13 protein-coding genes are annotated in these 16322 nt (G+C 66.5%); 4 read left to right on the top strand and 9 right to left on the bottom strand.

The window, feature by feature from the left end:
- Nucleotides 1–30: 30 nt before the first annotated feature.
- Nucleotides 31–1698, bottom strand: a complete 1668-nt coding sequence (locus DLM85_RS02640; protein WP_111476506.1) for a hypothetical protein — start codon at nucleotides 1696–1698, stop codon at nucleotides 31–33.
- Between the two features lie 69 nt (nucleotides 1699–1767).
- On the opposite strand from DLM85_RS02640, the gene DLM85_RS02645 reads away from it, so the two are divergent.
- Nucleotides 1768–3345: a hypothetical protein gene (locus DLM85_RS02645; RefSeq protein WP_111476507.1), complete on the top strand. Its 1578-nt coding sequence runs from the start codon at nucleotides 1768–1770 to the stop codon at nucleotides 3343–3345.
- Between the two features lie 153 nt (nucleotides 3346–3498).
- Nucleotides 3499–4476, top strand: a complete 978-nt coding sequence (locus tag DLM85_RS02650; RefSeq protein ID WP_111476508.1) for an acyl-ACP desaturase — start codon at nucleotides 3499–3501, stop codon at nucleotides 4474–4476.
- A 177-nt stretch (nucleotides 4477–4653) separates the two neighbouring features.
- Here the strand turns inward: DLM85_RS02650 and DLM85_RS02655 are convergent, their stop codons facing one another.
- The 3 genes from DLM85_RS02655 to DLM85_RS02665 form a co-directional block, all read right to left on the bottom strand.
- Nucleotides 4654–5271 carry a hypothetical protein gene (locus DLM85_RS02655; RefSeq protein ID WP_111476509.1) on the bottom strand — a complete coding sequence of 206 codons (618 nt, stop codon included), beginning with the start codon at nucleotides 5269–5271 and terminating at the stop codon, nucleotides 4654–4656.
- A gap of 183 nt (nucleotides 5272–5454) precedes the next feature.
- Nucleotides 5455–6117: a hypothetical protein gene (locus DLM85_RS02660; protein WP_111476510.1), complete on the bottom strand. Its 663-nt coding sequence runs from the start codon at nucleotides 6115–6117 to the stop codon at nucleotides 5455–5457.
- 101 nt (nucleotides 6118–6218) lie between these two features.
- Entirely contained in the window at nucleotides 6219–6500 is a 282-nt protein-coding gene (locus DLM85_RS02665) for a DUF427 domain-containing protein (protein WP_111476511.1), read from the bottom strand.
- A gap of 150 nt (nucleotides 6501–6650) precedes the next feature.
- Between DLM85_RS02665 and DLM85_RS02670 the strand changes: the two genes are divergently transcribed.
- Nucleotides 6651–7754: a vWA domain-containing protein gene (locus DLM85_RS02670; RefSeq protein WP_111476512.1), complete on the top strand. Its 1104-nt coding sequence runs from the start codon at nucleotides 6651–6653 to the stop codon at nucleotides 7752–7754.
- Nucleotides 7755–7937: 183 nt separating this feature from the next.
- On the opposite strand, the gene DLM85_RS02675 is transcribed toward DLM85_RS02670, so the two are convergent.
- The 5 genes from DLM85_RS02675 to DLM85_RS02695 all read right to left on the bottom strand — a co-directional run bounded on the left by DLM85_RS02675 (nucleotide 7938) and on the right by DLM85_RS02695 (nucleotide 14384).
- On the bottom strand, nucleotides 7938–9530 hold the full coding sequence (locus tag DLM85_RS02675; RefSeq protein ID WP_165821983.1) for a TolC family protein: 1593 nt from the start codon (nucleotides 9528–9530) through the stop codon (nucleotides 7938–7940).
- Nucleotides 9531–9559: 29 nt separating this feature from the next.
- Entirely contained in the window at nucleotides 9560–10930 is a 1371-nt protein-coding gene (locus DLM85_RS02680; RefSeq protein WP_111477481.1) for an HlyD family secretion protein, read from the bottom strand.
- Nucleotides 10923–11936 (bottom strand): ABC transporter transmembrane domain-containing protein, encoded by a 1014-nt coding sequence (locus DLM85_RS02685; RefSeq protein WP_111476514.1) that lies wholly within the window; start codon nucleotides 11934–11936, stop codon nucleotides 10923–10925. The genes DLM85_RS02680 and DLM85_RS02685 overlap by 8 nt, the downstream gene beginning before the upstream one ends.
- Before the next feature lie 370 nt (nucleotides 11937–12306).
- Nucleotides 12307–13281 carry a c-type cytochrome gene (locus DLM85_RS02690; protein ID WP_111476515.1) on the bottom strand — a complete coding sequence of 325 codons (975 nt, stop codon included), beginning with the start codon at nucleotides 13279–13281 and terminating at the stop codon, nucleotides 12307–12309.
- A 128-nt stretch (nucleotides 13282–13409) separates the two neighbouring features.
- A complete protein-coding gene (locus DLM85_RS02695; RefSeq protein WP_111476516.1) occupies nucleotides 13410–14384 on the bottom strand; it encodes a c-type cytochrome in 975 nt (324 codons plus the stop codon).
- Between the two features lie 329 nt (nucleotides 14385–14713).
- Between DLM85_RS02695 and DLM85_RS02700 the strand changes: the two genes are divergently transcribed.
- Nucleotides 14714–16243, top strand: coding sequence for a sigma 54-interacting transcriptional regulator (locus DLM85_RS02700; RefSeq protein ID WP_111476517.1), 1530 nt, complete (start codon nucleotides 14714–14716; stop codon nucleotides 16241–16243).
- Nucleotides 16244–16322 lie beyond the last annotated feature (79 nt).

A 16322-nucleotide genomic window follows, 5' to 3' on the forward strand; every position in this document is an offset into this window, starting at 1 on the left:
ATTGAGCTTGCCGGTGGAGCTGTACCAGACTTACTGAATCTGGTACAGCTCCACCGGGCCGTCCTGCCGCAGCAAGCGGCGGCGCGGGTACCAGCGCAGCACGCTGTCGGGGGAGTAGCGCAGCAGCTTGCGAGTCAGCTCGGGGTTGCGGAGCGCGGCCCGGTTGAGCAGCAGCCAGGCGGTGTCGCCGGGGAGTAGCTGCACCGAGTCGCGGGCCCAATAGCGGCGGAAGCGCAGCCCGGCCGGCACCCGAAAACGGTAGTAGAAGTCGTAGTTGCCGATCAGGTAATCGTCGACGAACACTACCCCGCGGCGGGGCGGCTGCAGCGCTTGGTCGATGACGCGGGCCTGCGGGAAGTGGCCCGATACGCTGGGCTTCAGCAGCCGATAGCCGGGCCGCAGCGCCAGTACGGCTGCCAGCCCGAGTACCCCGAAGGCGGCGTAGCGGCCGGGCCGCTCACGGCGCATTCGGTGCCGGAGCAGCGGCAGGCTCAGGCCCGCCAGCACCGCGGCGCCGCCCGCGTACAGCACGGCGGCACTGCCCCGGTCGAGGGCCGCCAGCAGCACCAGGCCGGCCGCGTACAGCCCGAGCCGCCGGCCGCTGCGCAGGGCATCGGCCAGCCCGGAGGCCGCCACCAGACACAGCGGCGGCAGCAGCGGCGTGAGCATGCGGGGTACCAGGCTGATGGGGTTGTAGGACGTTAGCGAGGTGCTGCCCAGCCAGTAGACGGCCAGGGTGCTCAGCGCGAGGCCCAGCCAGAAGCGGCGGTCATCGGAGACGGACTCGGTTGCTTTTTCAGGGGCCAACGCGGCGCCTAACGGGAAGGCCGCGCCCACGGCCAGCAGCCCGGCCAGGCCCAGCCCGGTGCCCAGCAATACCTGCAGCGGCGCGAGGGTGAGGCGGTGCCACAGCGCGGCGCGGTTGCCGGCCAGATAGTTGCCGTCGGCCAGCACTTCGTTGGTGTGCTCGATGAGGTGCAGCCGGTACAGCGCGTCGTGGGTCTGCCACTGGTAGAAGGCCAGGTAGGCGCCCAGCAGCAGCGCGCCCGCCCCGGCCGCGGCCAGCCAGAACCGCCGCCGGCCCCGCGCGGCGTCGAGCAGGAGCAGGGTGAGATAGAAGGGCGCGTAGAAGACCACCGTTTCCTTGCACAGCAGCGCGGCCAGGTTTAGCCCGGCAAAGGCCCCGCCCCAGCCCACGGCCGCCCGCCCCGCCGCCCGCCGTCCGCGCAGCAGCGCCAGCGCCGCCCCCAGGCAGGCCAGCATGTTCACGTTGTCGGGGTAGAGGTAGGTGCTCAGGTCCAGGCTGAAGTAGTGCAGGCCCAGCAGCACCAGCGCCCCGCTGGCCACCAGCGGCTGCCGCCGGCGGTACGCGGCCCAGATCAAACCCAGGCAGGCCAGCGTGGCCAGCAGCGGCCAGAGCGTGGTGCTCCAGATGTTGATGCCCAGCAGCGCGTAGAACCCGGCCACCGGCCCGAAAATCAGCCACCGCTCGTGCAGCGGGTCGTGCAGCTGGCGGAGCGGGTCGGGGCCGAGGTGGAAGCTGCCCGTGAGCAGCTGCTGGGCGTAGCGGGCGTAGTAATAGTCGTCGAGGGCGTAGAGGCCCTCGTGCGCGCCGACGAAGTAGGCGAGGGTAACGAGCGTCACCAGCCCCAGCGTGAGGGTGGGCAGCAGGCGGAGCAGGCGCGCGGAAGGATTCACGGCGGCGAAAATCGGGAAAGAATCCGGCCGGCCACGCGGCCCGCGCCCGATTCGCGTATTTTGCCGGCTATGACGCACGCTTCGGGGCTGGGCTATTGGGGGCGCGTCGTCGGCCTGCCGGCGCTGCTGGTGCTGCTGACGGCCACCGTGCTCGGCAGCCATTACGAAACCAACGACGACTTCAGCATCACCCTGCTGTTGCGCGGGCGCACGGCCGCGGCCCCGGTCACCAACCTGCACCTCTACCTCCACGGCTGGGCCTGGCTGCTGGCCCGGCTTTACCAGTTGGCCCCCGAGCTGCCCTGGTACGGCCTCGTGCTTTACCTGCTGCTGACGCTGGCCTTGGTGCTGCTGACGGCCGTGCTGGAACGGCTGCTGCAGCCTCATACCTCGGCCTGGCAGCGCGCCGGCCTGCTGGCCGCGTTTCTGCTGCTGGCCGGCCTGGAGCACGCGCAGTGGTTCAACTACGTGCGGGTGCCGCTGCTGCTGGCCGGCGCGGCCGTGCTCTGGGCCACCCGGCAGTCCGGCGCGCCGCTGCCGGCTGCCCGCCGCTGGGCGCTGCCGCTGGGCCTGCTGATTTTTGTCGCGGCCTGGGCTGTTCGGCCGAGTGCGGCGGTGCTGGGGGCCGCCGTGGTGGCGCCGGCCGCGGGGTTGCTGGGCGGCCCCGGCGCCTGGCGGGTGCCGGCCGCTGCCGCCGTCGTAGCCTTGCTGCTGGGCCTGCTGGTGCAACTCACCCGCTCCCCCGAAGCCGCCCGCTACCGCCGCCTCGACGTACTCAAGTCCGAGGTACTGGATTACGGCTGGCGCGTGCCCGCCCCGCGCACGGCCGCCGACCGCCTGGGCGTACGGGCCGTGGCGCAGTGGGCGTTTGGCGACTCGACGCTGGTCAACGAGGCGTTTTTTCAGCGGGCGTACCAGCCCAAGCCGCGCTTCGTGGCCGAGCGGCTGGCCGGGCTGCTGCCCGCCGCGGCCCAACTGATGCGTGACTATTTTCCGCTGCTGGGTATCAGTGCCTTGTTGCTGCTGCTCGGGTCGAGCCAGCCCGCGGCCACGCGCCGCCGGCCGCAGCTGTACGTGCTGGGACTGGTGCTACTGCTGCTGGGGCTGCAGCTCGGCCTGAAGCTGCCGCCGCGCTTGGCCGGCCCGCTGCTCACGCTGGGCGTGCTGACGCAGCTGGCCCTGCTGGCGGCGGCCCAGCCCTGGCGCCCGCCCGCTTGGCAACGGCGCCTGGTGTTGCCCGTAATGGCGTTGCTGGTCGGCGCGTATGGGTACAAAGTGCTGCACCGCCGGCAGGTGTTGGAGGCCGAGGAGCGCCGCAGCCTGGCGCTGCTGCGCGCCCAGTTGGGGCAGCCCCCACCTGCGGTGCGCGCAGTCGTTGGGGCCGGCCTGGAAGCCGCTTTCAAGTCCCTGTCACCCTTCCGGCAGTACGTGCCGGTAGCGGGGCCGCCCTGGCTGCTGCTCACCGGCTGGCCCACGCTCGACCCCTCGCAGGCCCGGCTGCGCCAGCAGCTCACCGGTGCCCGCGCCCAGCCCGAAGCGCTGCGCCGCCTCGCCCGCCGCGCCGACATCCGGTGGCTCGGCCCGGTGCCGCCTGCCCGGTCGTTGCCCGAAACCCACCGGGCGGGGCCGCCGGAGCTGCCGCGCTAATTATCCCCGGTAACGTTGGGCTTTTCCCCCGTGAGTTTCGTATGAAGAAATAGCGCAAGCGTCCATCAGGCATTCCACCCGGTAATTGCCTACTTTTGGCCTTTCCCCACTGCTTCGTCCTTCTTCCTCCATCACCACTTTTCCTCAGCCCGCATGATTGCTACCATGACTTCCCGCGGGGAAGTATTGCAGCACCTCGAAGTTTTTTTGCGTGAGAACATGGGTTCTTTCCTCAAAAAAGTAGAGGACAGCTGGCAACCGTCCGACTTTCTGCCCGACTCGCGCCTCGACAACTTCTTCGACGAAGTGAAGCTGTTGCGCGAACGGGCCAAAGAGCTGAGCTACGACCTGCTGGCCGTGCTCATCGGCGACACCATCACCGAAGAAGCTCTGCCCAACTACGAAGCATGGTTTCACCAGCTCGACGACCTGAACCGCGACCCCAACAACGGCTGGGCGCAGTGGATCCGGGGCTGGACGGCCGAGGAAAACCGCCACGGCGACCTGCTCAACCGCTACCTCTACCTCTCCGGCCGCGTGAATATGCGCGAGTTTGAGATGAGCACCCAATACCTGATTGCCGACGGCTTCGACCTGGGCACCGCCCACGACCCGTACCGCGCCTTCGTCTACACCTCCTACCAGGAGGCTGCCACCAACCTCTCGCACCGCCGCGTGGGCCAGCTGGCCCGCAAAGCCGGCGACGCGGCCCTCTCCAAGCTCTGCGGCATGATTGCCGGCGACGAAGTGCGCCACGCCCGCGTGTACCAGACCTTCGTGGAGAAAATCTTCGAGGTGGACCCGAGCGAGATGATGCTGGCCTTCGAGGACATGATGCGCAAGAAAATCGTCATGCCGGCCCACTACATGCGCGAGCTGGGCGTGGAAGTCGGCAAGACCTTCGGCCACTTCACCGACGCGGCCCAGCGCCTGGGCGTGTACACCAGCCAGGACTACACTGACATTCTGGAAGGCCTGCTGCAAACCTGGAACGTGGACAAGATTACCGGGCTGAATGCCCCGGCCGAGAAGGCCCGCGACTACGTGATGGCCCTGCCCAACCGCCTGCGCCGCGTAGCCGACCGCATGCCCGTACCCAAGCTGGAGTACAAGTTTAAGTGGATTGAGTAACTAGCTTAACTGCTTGACTGTTGCCTTGTCAAATCGTTGGTTGCTTCGACGATTTCTGGCCGGCAAAAAAACGAAAGGGCCGCTCCACATGGAGCGGCCCTTTCGTTTTTTTGCCGGAAGATGATGCTTGCTGGAACGACCAGCCAGCTGGCCAGGCAACTGCTAAATTAATGTCCCCTACACCCCGTCGCGGTGGCCGACCACGGTGATGGCGCCTTCCTTTTTGGGCATCTCGTATTCCACGGTGCGGGTGCCGCCCGAGGGCGTGCTGTTGGGGTCGGTGGGGCGGTAGATGGGGAAGGTGCGGATGATGCGGCGCCCGTCGATGCGGAACGAGTCGTGGCCGAGGTAGCCGTCGGCAGCGGCGCCTTCCAGCGTGGGCAGCGTGAGCGGGCGGCGGCCCCGGCTCAGAAACTCGTAGCCCACCAGGCGGCCGTAGGAGCCGCTGCCGGCGTCGGCCACGAACACCAGCAGCTCGGGATACTCGTCGTTGTTGAGGTTGGTCACCTGCGCGTCGAGCACCGAGCCGTCGAGGTTGTCGGTCATCGAGGCCAGCTCGCGGCCCAGGCGCTCGGCCCGCCACACCAGCTGGCGCTGGCTGCCGGTGCCCAGCGTCTGCACGGCGAAGCTGTAGTCGCCGCGCTGCAGCTGTTTCTGGTAGCTCACGGCCGAAGCGCCCGGAGGCGTGGTGGCGGTGGAAACCGGCGCGGCGCTTTCGGAAGTGGTGCGCTGCGAGTCGCAGCCGAGCAGCAGCAGGGCCAGGGCGGGCAGCAGGGGGTGGCGAGGTGTGGTCATGGGGCAGGGCAGAGGGGCGGGGCCGCGGCCCCGCCCGGTGAGACATGCGGGAGCGGTACTTGGTACTAACGCGGCCCCGCAGGCGAGGTTACGTTGCCGGCACGGCGCTGGCTCGGTCGCACAAAAAAGCCCGCCTTGGGCAAGGCGGGCTTTTTCGTAATGTGGGCGGAACCGAAGCGGCCGTTAGGGCTTGGGCGTGGTGGTGGTGCTCGATTGGGGCGCCACGACCGGCGTGGTCGGCATGGGCATCAGCATGCCTTGCGCGTTCAGGGTGTACTCCACCGTCTGCGACTGGCCGGTGGCCGTAGCGCTGGCGTCGGTGCCGGTGTACACGGGATAGGTGCGCACCAGGTGGTTGCCGCGGATTTCGTACTTGTCTTCGCCCTTGTAGCCGGTGGCCAGGTCGTTGCTCAGCTTGGGAATGGCCTGAATCGGCCGGAACGCCTTGTCGACGAACTCGTAGGCTTCGACGCCGCCCATGCCCATCGAGCCGCCGCTGGTAAACACGTACAGCTCGGGGCTGCCGTTGCCGTTCAGGTCACCCATCACCGCGTCGGTCACGCTGCCCTTCACGTTCAGGCGAATCGGGTCGGTGACCAGCGCGTCGCCGCGGCGGGTTTTGATGGTGAGCTGCTGCCCGTTGTCGAGCGTGTTCGACTGAATCTGGAAGCGGTACTCGCCCTGGGTCAGGTCGCGCGAGAAGGCCACGTCGCCGGGCGTGGTCACCGTCGTTTCCACGGTTGCGGTGCCGTTGGAGGTGTCGGTGGTGTTGCGGGCCGAGTCGCAGCTGCCGAGCAGCACGAGCGCGGCAGCGGCAAGCTGCACCGCCAAAATGGAACGTTTCATGAGGGTTATGGAAAGGAAGTGGAGAGAAGAGCCAGTATTGATAATTCGCTATACTAACGCCTGCCTACCCCCTGGGGTTACACGCGGCTGGGTATTTGCCGCTACGGCACCACCTGCACGCCCTTCCAGAACGCCACCCGGCCGCGGATGTGCTCGGCCGCCGGCTTGGGGTCGGCGTAGTACCAGGCGGCGTCCTTGTTCAGCTGCCCGTCGACGCGCAGGGAGTAGTAGCTGGCGCGGCCCTTCCAGGGGCAGGAGGTGCCGGCAATGCTGCCTTCAAAGTATTCATTATTAATGGAATCGGCCGGAAAATAATGGTTGTTTTCAACGACCACTGTGTCGTTGCTTTCCGCCAGCACGGCGTTGTTCCAGATGGCTTTCATGGGCGTGCGTTTTTCGTGGTTGGTTGCTCGTTGTTCGTTGCGGATGGTTCGGAGCCGTTGCCCGTAAGCAGGGCCGCCAAACAACGATAAACGAGTAACGAAAAACTAACTCCGGCCGGCCGTTGTTTTCGGAGTCCATTCCTCCTGACTATGGCTGTTGGCTTCCGCTTCCGCGACTTTATCCCCGATGAGAATCCCGAAAAGGGCTTCGATACGCTTTTCAAGCTGTTCATGCAGCTGGTCACCATCACCTCGGGCGACGTGTCGGAGGCCCTGCAGTGGCTCAACGAGCTGGACAAGCAGTACGGCCTGACCAACGACGAGTACGGCATGGGCGACTTCATCGAGGACCTGAAAAAGAAGGGCTACATCGATGAAAACGAGCAGGAGCTGGGCGAGCTGAAGATTACGGCCAAGTCGGAGCAGCTGATCCGCAAGTCGGCGCTGGAGGAAATCTTCGGCAAGCTCAAGCGCGGCACCCAGGGCAACCACCGCACCCCGCACGCCGGGCAGGGCGACGAGCTGACCACCGACCTGCGCGACTACCAGTTCGGCGACACCATCGAGCAGATCGAAATGACCGAGAGCCTGCGCAACGCCCAGCTCAACCACGGCCTCGACGGCAACTACCTGCTCACCGAGGGCGACCTGGAAGTGCGCGACACCGAGCACAAAACCCAGACGAGCACGGTGCTGATGATTGACATTTCGCACTCGATGATTCTCTACGGCGAGGACCGCATCACGCCGGCCAAGAAGGTGGCCATGGCCCTGGCCGAGCTGGTGAAGCAGAAGTACCCCAAGGACTTTCTCGACATCATCGTGTTCGGCAACGATGCCTGGCAGATCGAGGTGAAGGATTTGCCCTACCTGCAGGTGGGGCCCTACCACACCAACACGGTGGCCGGGCTGGAGCTGGCCATGGACTTGCTGCGCAAGCGCAAGACGGCCAACAAGCAGATTTTCATGATTACCGACGGCAAGCCCACCTGCCTGAAGGAGCCCGGCGGCTACTACAAGAACTCGTTCGGGCTGGACCGCAAAGTGGTCAACAAGACCCTGAACCTGGCCGCCGCCGCCCGCCGCCTCAAGATTCCCATCACCACCTTCATGATTGCCTCCGACCCGTACCTGCAGCAGTTCGTGCGCGAGTTCACCGAAACCAACCAAGGCAAGGCCTACTACAGCTCGCTGAAAGGCCTGGGTAGCATGATTTTCGAGGACTACAAGCGCAACCGCCGCAAAACGCTGTAAGCCACCGAAGTGGACCTACGACTCGAAGTCGCAGGACCACTATCGTTCGACCTGCCGGGGCGTTGCGCACAGCCCGGCTGAGCTGCGGCCTCGCCCGGACGGTCGTTCAGCCAGTCAAGCCCTGAAAACGCCGAAACGGCGCCCCGGAACTGCTCCGGGGCGCCGTTTCGGCGTTTTCAGGGCTTACTCCACCGGGCCGGCCGTGCGGGTGCCGGCGTAGTAGTACAGCTCGGCCAGGGTCTTCTCGTAGCTGGCGCGCAGGCTTTCCTGCTTGAGCCGCAGGTCGATGAGCTTGGTTTCGCGGGCGTTGACGAGGAAGATGGTGCTTTCGCCCAGCTCAAACTTCTGCGTTTCGGCCCGCAGCAGGGTGCGCTGGTTGGCAATGGTCTGCTCCTGCACCACCAGCTGCCGCTCGTAGGCCTTCAGGGCGTTGTACTTGGCCCACACCTGGTTGGTGATGCTGCGGCGGCTGTTCTGCTGCTCCAGCGTGGCGTCCTGCACCTTGATGCGGGTCTGCCAGAGCTTGCCGCGCTCCTTGCGCAGAAACAGCGGCACGGCGAAATCCACGCCCAGCTTGTAATTGTCGCGGCCGAAGTCGTAGTAGGCCGGTACCTCGGGGCGGTAAAAGTCGCCGCGGCTGAGCAGGTAGCCGCTCACGTTCAGCGTCGGCTTGAGCAGCTCCCGGCGGTAGCGCTCCTCCACGCCCAGCTGCCGGATTTTGGCGTCGAGCTTGAGCAGGGTGGGGTGGCGGCTGCCGGCAAAGTCCAGCAGCCCGCGCAGCGCCACGGTATCGAGGGGCATGAGCAAGGGGCGCTGGGGCACGGCGTAGGCGGGCAGCTCCACCGGCTGGCCGTCGGCGTTCCAGAGGTGGTTCGAGAGGAGCAGGCGGGCGTTCTGCAGCTCCACGCGCAGCTGCTCGTACTGCACCTGCCGGTCCTGCACCGTAATCTGGGCCTCCACCGAGTCGATGGGGGCCTGGTCGCCGAGCAGGGCGCGGCGGCTGGTGCCGCGGAAGCGCGTTTCGGCCAGCTCCACGCCCTCCTCGATCAGCCGCATCTGCTGGTAGGTGTAGTACCAGGTCCAGTAGTCCCGGGCCGCCTGCAGCCAGATTTCGTTGATCTGCTTCACCTTTTCGGCCTCGGCCGCGTCCACCAGGATTTTGGCCTGGCGCAGGGTGCTGCGGCGCGCGTCGATGAGCAAACCCTGGCCCAGCGGCACCGAGAGGCCGGCTATGGCCAGCCCGTCGAGCGGGGTGCGGTACTCCGGGTTCACGTAGCGGCCCACCATCCGGTCGTAGCCCACCTTCAAGTCGATGCCGGCCGGCCAGATGGGCAGCTTCAACTCGTTGCCCCAGTTGTTGTAGTAGTCGGTGCCGCCGAAGTGCTTCCGGTCGAAGCCCGAGGCCAGCTTGGGGTCGAAGCCGCCGCGGGCCTGCTGCACCTCGGCGCGGGCGTCGTCGCTGAGCAGGGCCGCCTGCTTCACCACCGGGTGATGGGCAAAGACCAGGTCGGCCAGGTTCTGCAGGGCAAACACCCGGGCCGTATCGGCCGGCGGGCGGTCCTGGGCCAGTTGCTGGGTTTGCAGCGGGGCGGGCTCCAGGCCGGGCTTCCGGGTGGGCAGGCGCGGGTCCTGGGCCAGGGCGCTGAGGCACAGCAGGCTCAGGAGCAGGGTTGCGGCGGTTCGTTGTTCGTTGTTCGTTGTTTGTTTTTCGTTGACGCTCGACCCCGAACCAATCCGTTGTTTCCGAGGAATGGTCGAAAAACGAAAACTGAACAACGAAAAACCAATCAAATGCGTCCTCATGGCTACTTCTCCGCTTTGGCTTTCACCGGCGCTTCGGTGGGCTCCGCCTGCAGGCTGGGCGGGAAGCCGTTGAGCTGCCGCCAGATTTCGTACCACACCGGCACCGAGTCCAGAATCACCCAGCCGTATACGCCCGAGCCCAAGCGCAGCTGCGCCGGCCACGCCCGGTCCCGCTCGTGGTGCTGGTCGGGGCGCACCAGCAGGCGGTACTTGCCGTTGCCGCTGCTCACCACGTCGATGACGGTGACGGTGCCGCCGAAGGTGCCCACGGCCACCGAGGGCCAGCCCGAAAACTGCACCGCCGGCCAGCCGTCGAACTGCAGGCGCACCTGCCGGCCGCGCTGAATCAGGGGCACGTCCATGGCCCGCACGTACAGCTCCACGGCCAGCACGGGCGCGTCGGGCTGCAGGGTGGCAATGGATTCGCCCTCCTTGATGGTTTCGCCGATGCCGGCCTTGAGCGTGCGCACCACGTAGCCCGCCTGCGGCGCCCGCACGATGTAGAGGCCGCGGCGCACGTCCACGTTGCTGATCTTGTTGCGCAGCGCCGCCACCTCGCCCTCCGACGAGGCCCGGCTCGACACGGCCGAGCTGCGGTCCGACAGGGTCTTGGCCACGTCCTGCTCGTACTTGGCCCGCAGGTTCGACAGCTCGATGCGGGCGTTGGCCAGGGAGTGCTGCGAGTTGAGCAGCTTGTTGCGCTGGGCCGTCACCTTGGCCTGGTCTTCCTGCAGCTTCAGGCGCCGCGTCTCAATGTCGGTCAGCGAGAACAGGCCGTTCTTGTAGCCTTCCTCGTAGCGGGCCAGCCGGGCCTGGGCAATCTGGAAGAAGTTGGTCACCGCCACTAGGTCGGCCGAGTCGATGCGGACCGAGTTGCGGGCCTGGGTCACGCGGTTGCGGGCCGCGTCGAGCTGCACGTTCAAGGTCAGGCGCAGGGCGGCCAGCTGCTGGTCGGTGGCCTCGATTTTGGCCGCGTTGGCCGCCACGTTACCCTGCTTGGCCGTCAGCTGCTCGCGCAGGCGCTCGGGCAGGTTCGGGTCGAAGTACTCGTCCTTGATTTCGGAAATTGTCAGCAGCGTGTCGCCCTGCTTCACCAGCTGCCCCTCGCGCACGGCCCAGTGCTCGATGCGGCCGGCAATGGCGTTCTGCACCGTCTGGGGGCGGTCCTGGGGGCGCAGCGTGGTGAGCGTGCCCGTGCCCTGAATGGTCTGGCGCCAGGGCAGGAACAGGATGATGAGGAAGAGCACGCCCACGGCCACCAGCACTTGGGCCAGCAGGCGGGCGCCCCGGGGCTCCAGCAGCTCGCGGTGGGCCCGGTCCAGCTCCTCGTGCCAGAGCGAGTCGTCGACTTCCTGGTTGGATATGTTAAGCATGGGCATCGGCGGATTGGGATTTGGCGAGGGGCAGGTCGGGCACGGCGGCCAGTTTCTCCACGCCGGTGAGCATGTCGAAGACGGTGCCCAGCCCGTTCAGCAGCTTCTCGATGGAGCTGCTGACCTGCACGATGAGCACTTCGGCGGCCACGAACTGGCCCAGCGTCATTTGCCGCGACACCACGAACAGCGTGCCGGCAATGAGCAGGCCCGCCGTGAGCAGGGTGCGCAGGGCCACGCCCCAGCTGTAGTAGGTTTTGAGCACCCGAAAATGGTCGTTGCGGGCGCGCAGGTAGCGGGCCGTCAGCTCGTCGGTGCGGTCCATGGCCTGCTCCTGGGCGGCGGCGTGGCCGCGGTACTCGGGCAGCACCCCGGCCACCTGCTGCAGCCAGTCCACCGTCTGGTACTTATGCACCGATTCCTGCAGGCTGGTGCGCAGCGCCTGCCGGTAGTGCAGCGCGTAAATCAGCCCGAGCAGCACCAGGGTCAGAAGCCCGAAGCCGAGGAAAATCGGGTGGTAAAAGGAAAGTACGATGACGGCAAACACAATCTGAATGCCGGCAAACATCAGGTCGATCAGCAGCTTGGTCAGGCCCTTCTGCACCGTCAGCACGTCGAAGAAGCGGTTGACCAGCTCCGGCGGATTCTCGCCCTCCAGCGCCCGCGGATCGATGCGCGGCAGGCGGTAGGCGTACTCAATGGCGGCCTTGGCAAACAGGCGCTGCTCCATGGCCTCCACCAGCGTGAGCTGCCCGATGAGCAGCAGCCCCGCCAGCAGCACGCCCACCACCACCACCCCGATCAGGATGTAGGTGGAGCTGAACACGGCCCCGGTCGAGACCAGGTTGAACACGGCCTGCGTGCCCAGCGGCAGGGTAAGGCTGATCAGGCCCGAAACCAGGGCGTAGAACAGGATGTAACGAATGGAGCGGCGCTCCGGCTCCAGCATGCGGGTGAGCCGCTGCCAGGGGGTGGGTGGGGGTAAGGTGACTGATTTTGAAGCCATTGAAGGGCAATAAGGGTTCAGGTAGCGTGGCCAACGCACCAAGGCAACAGCTACCAGAAAGGTCCGTCGGCTAGCTACGACGAGGAAAGCGCGGCAACGCTTGCGTACCGGCCCCCAACGCCGGGATTAAGCCTTGGCAGTTCGGCAGCAAAAGTACGTTCCAAACCCGGGAGGGATGCGTAATGTTGCTTAAAATAGGATTAAATCTTATCGTTAAAATTCAATTAAATATCATTATATAATTTTTCCGTAGGATAAATCAGTATTCCGGCGGGCCTGGCCCCGACTTTCGACCCCGACCCGGCTGATAACACAAAAACGGCCGCCCCCGACTGGGGCGGCCGTTTTGCACTGCCGGGCTTGGTTTTCCCTAACGCGTAGCCACGGCGGCGGCGCCGTCTTCCGGCGTCGCATTCCTGAGTACGGGAACGGTGCGCAAATAGGCGTAAATGGCCCTGGCTTCCGTTTCGTCCATGAGTGTAAACTTGGGCATGGGGGTGCGCAGCGGCCCGTGCGGCGACTGGCCGTAGCGCACGGCCTGCACAAACTGCGCCTCCGTCCAGTCGCCGAGGCCGGTTTCGGCGTCCATCGTCAGGTTGCGGCTCTTGATCAGGCTGCCATCCGTCGTCACGAAGTCGATGCCGCCGCCCAGGTAGCCCGCGGATTTCTCCGGCTCCAGGTGGTTGTTGGTCTGGTGGTCCTGGCTGTGGCAGTCGTAGCACTTGTAGCGGCCCACCACCAGGTAGCGGCCGTAGGCCACGGCGTCGGTGGGGGCGGGGGCTACCACGGCGCCGTCGGGCATGGGCAGGGGTTTCATCACCGTGTTGGTCAGGGCTTTGGCCAGAAACGAGGGCTCCTGCTCGTGCGTGGGCGTGGGGTCGGGCTGCACCTGCCGGTCGGTGGAGTGCAGGTAAGCAATGACGCTGGCCACGTCCTCGTCGGACATGTGACGGAAGTTGGGCATCACCACGCGGTAGCGCCCGTCGCGCCCGATGCCGGTACGCAGCAGGGCCACCAGCTCCTCGTCGGTCCAGCGGCCGATGCCGTGCTGCTGGTCCTGGGTGATGTTGGCTGCGTAGAGCTTGCCGAATTCCGGCGGCAGCTCGGTCAGCTGCTTGCCGCTGAGGGCGCCGGTAGCGGGGTTGCGGTGGCAGTCGACGCACATGGCGTTGACGATTTTCTGGCCGTGGGCAATGCGCGTGGGCGTGGCCACAATCTTTTGGGCGGCCATCTGGGGCTTGTCGTAGCTCGGAATGCCGCGCACCTGCACGAAGGTGGCCGCGCAGGCGCCGAGAAACACGACGCCGGCCAGCAGCAAGCCGAGGATACGGAGGACTTTTTTCATAGCGTCAGAAAGGCAGAAGAGAGAGGCAGGAGAGTGGGACAAAAGTAGGCTGGCATTGCACTCAGCGCACTCGCACAATGATGTGAGCAGGGCCCGGGCGGCTACCACATCTTGCGGGCGGCGGCCGGCTAGTGCGTCGCCACGGCCGCCGCGCCGTCCTCGGGCGTGGCGTTTTTGATGACGGGCACCGTGCGCAGGTAGGCGTAGATGGCGCGGGCTTCCGCGTCGGTTACCAGCGAGTACTTGGGCATGGGGTAGCGCAGCGGCCCGCTGGGCGAGCGGCCGTACTTCATGGCCTGCGCAAACTGCTCGGGCGTCCAGTCGCCGAGGCCGGTTTCGGGGTCGGCGGTCAGGTTGCGGCTCACAATGTCGTGGCCCTCTGCGTCCTGCAGCACCGAGCCGCCGCCCAGGTAGCCAAAGGACTGCTCAGGGTTGGCGTCGCTGGTTTTCAGAATGTCGCCGGAGTGGCAGTCGTAGCACTTGTAGCGCGACGTGACGAGGTAGCGCCCGAAGGCCACCTGATCGGCGGGGTTGGGCTGCAGCACGGGCCGGGCGGGCAGCTCGGCGGGCTGAATGATGGTATTGGCCAGCACGTTGCCCAGGAAGCTCGGCTCCTGCGGGTGCGAGGGCGTGGCGTCGGGCTGCAACACCGGGTCGGCGGAGCGCAGGAAGGCCACGATGCTCAGCACGTCCTCGTCGGAGAGGCGGCCGAAGTTGGGCATCACCGAGCGGATGCGCCCGTCGGGCCCCAGGCCGGTGCGCAGCAGGGCCACCACCTGCGCGTCGGTCCAGCCGCCGATGCCGTGCTGCCGGTCCTGGGTGATGTTGGCCGAGTAGAACTGCCCGAACTGGGCCGGAATGTCCCGGAGCAGCTGCCCGCGCAGGCGGCCGGTCTGCCGGTCGAGGTGGCAGGCGGCGCACACGCTCATGGTCAGGCGGCGGCCGTGCTCCACGCGCGCGGGCGTGTAGGCCACCGGGGCCAGCCGGAGCCGGGGCGGGTCGTAGCTCGGAATGCCGCGCACCTGCACGAAGGTGGCCGCGCAGGCCAGCAGGAAGACGACGCCGGCCCCCACGAGGCCGACGATTCGCAGGATTTTTTTCATAGCGGAAAAGGGTAGGGTTGGCAGCGGAGCGGAGTGAGGGGCAAAAGTATCCGCCGCACCCACGCCAGTCAGTCGCATAACTATGTGAGCGGTAAGGAAAAATGATGTGGCGCTGGCGCCGGTTTAGCGAGGGAGACGAGCGGGCCCGGCGCCCGGCATAAAGCCGGTTTTCAACCGGCGTCGACCGTGGTGGCGCTATAGTCATGGGCTCGTCAGGGCGCCGGGCACCGGCTGAAAGCCAGCCCGGCTGCGGAAGCCCCGCCGAACCTCGACCCCGGTTTAGCTGTTTACTAAGCCGGGACCCTTCTCCCGCTCCCTATCTGCCCCCGATGAACCACGAAACTATCCGCACCCTCGGCCAGCTCAAGGCTGCGGGCTACCGCTCGCGCACCGTTAAGGAAGAGCTGCGCGACAACCTGATTCAGAAGCTCCAGCGCCGCGAAAACGCCTTTCCCGGCATCCACGGCTACGAAGAAACGGTGATTCCCGACCTGCAGCGGGCCATCCTCTCCATGCACCACATCAACCTGCTGGGGTTGCGCGGGCAGGCCAAGACGCGCATTGCCCGCCAGCTGGTGGGGCTGCTCGACGAGTACATTCCGGTGGTGCAGGGCTCCGAGCTGAACGACGACCCCTTGCAGCCCCTCTCGCGCTACGCCGTCGACCTGGTGGCCGAAAAGGGCGACGATACCCCCGTCAGCTGGCTGCCCCGCTCGGAGCGCTACACCGAAAAGCTGGCCACTCCCGACGTGTCGGTGGCCGACCTGATCGGCGACGCCGACCCCATCAAGGCCGCCACCCTCAAGCTGCCCTACTCGGATGAGCGCGTGATTCACTTCGGGCTGATTCCGCGGGCGCACCGGGGCATCTTCGTCATCAACGAGCTGCCCGATTTGCAGGCCCGCATCCAGGTGGCGCTGTTCAACATCCTGCAGGAAGGCGACATCCAGATTCGCGGCTTCAAGGTGCGTCTGCCGCTGGATATCCAGTTCGTCTTCACCGCCAACCCCGAGGACTACACCAACCGCGGCAGCATCGTCACCCCGCTCAAGGACCGCATCGACGCGCAGATCATCACGCACTACCCCAAAACGCTGGAAATCGGCAAGCGCATCACCCGCCAGGAAGCCCGCCTCACGGAGGCCCAGCGCGGGCTGGTGACCGGCAACGAGGTCATTCACGACCTGGTGGAGCAGGTGGCCATCGAGGCCCGCGGCTCGGAGTACGTCGACGCCAAATCGGGCGTGTCGGCGCGCCTGACCATCTCGGCCTACGAGCAGGTCATTGCCGCCGCCGAGCGCCGGGCCCTCATCAACGGCGAGACGAGCACCCGCGTGCGCGTGGCCGACTTCATGGCCGCCGTGCCCGCCATCACCGGCAAGGTGGAGCTGGTGTACGAGGGCGAGCAGGAGGGCGCGGGCATCGTGGCCGAGAAGCTGATGGGCAAGGCCCTGCGCAGCCAGTTTCTGCACTACTTCCCCGACCCCGAAAAGGCCAAGAAGCAGAAAGACAAGCCCAACCCCTACAAGCCGGTGCAGGACTGGTTCGGGGCCCACACCGTCGACATTCTGCACGACGCCCCGGCCGCCGACTACCGTCAGGCCATCGAAGCCGTGCCCGGCCTGCGCGACCTGGTGACGCAGAGCATTCCGGCCGACATGTTTGCCGAAGACCCGCTGTTCTGGCAGGAGTTTGCCCTGCACGGCATGGCCGAAATGAGCCTCCTGTCCCGCAACCGCCTCACCGGCGGCACCCAGTTCAAGGACCTGTTCTCGTCCATGTTCACCATGCCCAACTTCGGCGGCGACGACGATGACGACGAGGACTACCAGTCGTCGAAAAAGCGGAAGCGGCGCTAACCCCGCGCCGGCGCCAGGCCCAACGCCGCGCCGCCGGCTCCCCACGGGGAGCCGGCGGCGCGGCGTTGGTGTTTGAGCA

Origin of the sequence: Hymenobacter edaphi (assembly GCF_003258365.1) — a bacterium.
In the GTDB taxonomy this organism is placed as follows: Bacteria; Bacteroidota; Bacteroidia; order Cytophagales; family Hymenobacteraceae; genus Solirubrum; species Solirubrum edaphi.

Bases quoted from the DNA above. Each gene is read 5' to 3' on its own strand.
- DLM85_RS02645 (WP_111476507.1), top strand. From the start codon at position 1,768: ATGACGCACGCTTCGGGGCTGGGCTATTGGGGGCGCGTCGTCGGCCTG.
- DLM85_RS02650 (WP_111476508.1), top strand. From the start codon at position 3,499: ATGATTGCTACCATGACTTCCCGCGGGGAAGTATTGCAGCACCTCGAA.
- DLM85_RS02655 (WP_111476509.1), bottom strand. From the start codon at position 5,271: ATGACCACACCTCGCCACCCCCTGCTGCCCGCCCTGGCCCTGCTGCTG.
- DLM85_RS02660 (WP_111476510.1), bottom strand. From the start codon at position 6,117: ATGAAACGTTCCATTTTGGCGGTGCAGCTTGCCGCTGCCGCGCTCGTG.
- DLM85_RS02665 (WP_111476511.1), bottom strand. From the start codon at position 6,500: ATGAAAGCCATCTGGAACAACGCCGTGCTGGCGGAAAGCAACGACACA.
- DLM85_RS02670 (WP_111476512.1), top strand. From the start codon at position 6,651: ATGGCTGTTGGCTTCCGCTTCCGCGACTTTATCCCCGATGAGAATCCC.
- DLM85_RS02680 (WP_111477481.1), bottom strand. From the start codon at position 10,930: ATGCTTAACATATCCAACCAGGAAGTCGACGACTCGCTCTGGCACGAG.
- DLM85_RS02685 (WP_111476514.1), bottom strand. From the start codon at position 11,936: ATGGCTTCAAAATCAGTCACCTTACCCCCACCCACCCCCTGGCAGCGG.
- DLM85_RS02690 (WP_111476515.1), bottom strand. From the start codon at position 13,281: ATGAAAAAAGTCCTCCGTATCCTCGGCTTGCTGCTGGCCGGCGTCGTG.
- DLM85_RS02695 (WP_111476516.1), bottom strand. From the start codon at position 14,384: ATGAAAAAAATCCTGCGAATCGTCGGCCTCGTGGGGGCCGGCGTCGTC.
- DLM85_RS02700 (WP_111476517.1), top strand. From the start codon at position 14,714: ATGAACCACGAAACTATCCGCACCCTCGGCCAGCTCAAGGCTGCGGGC.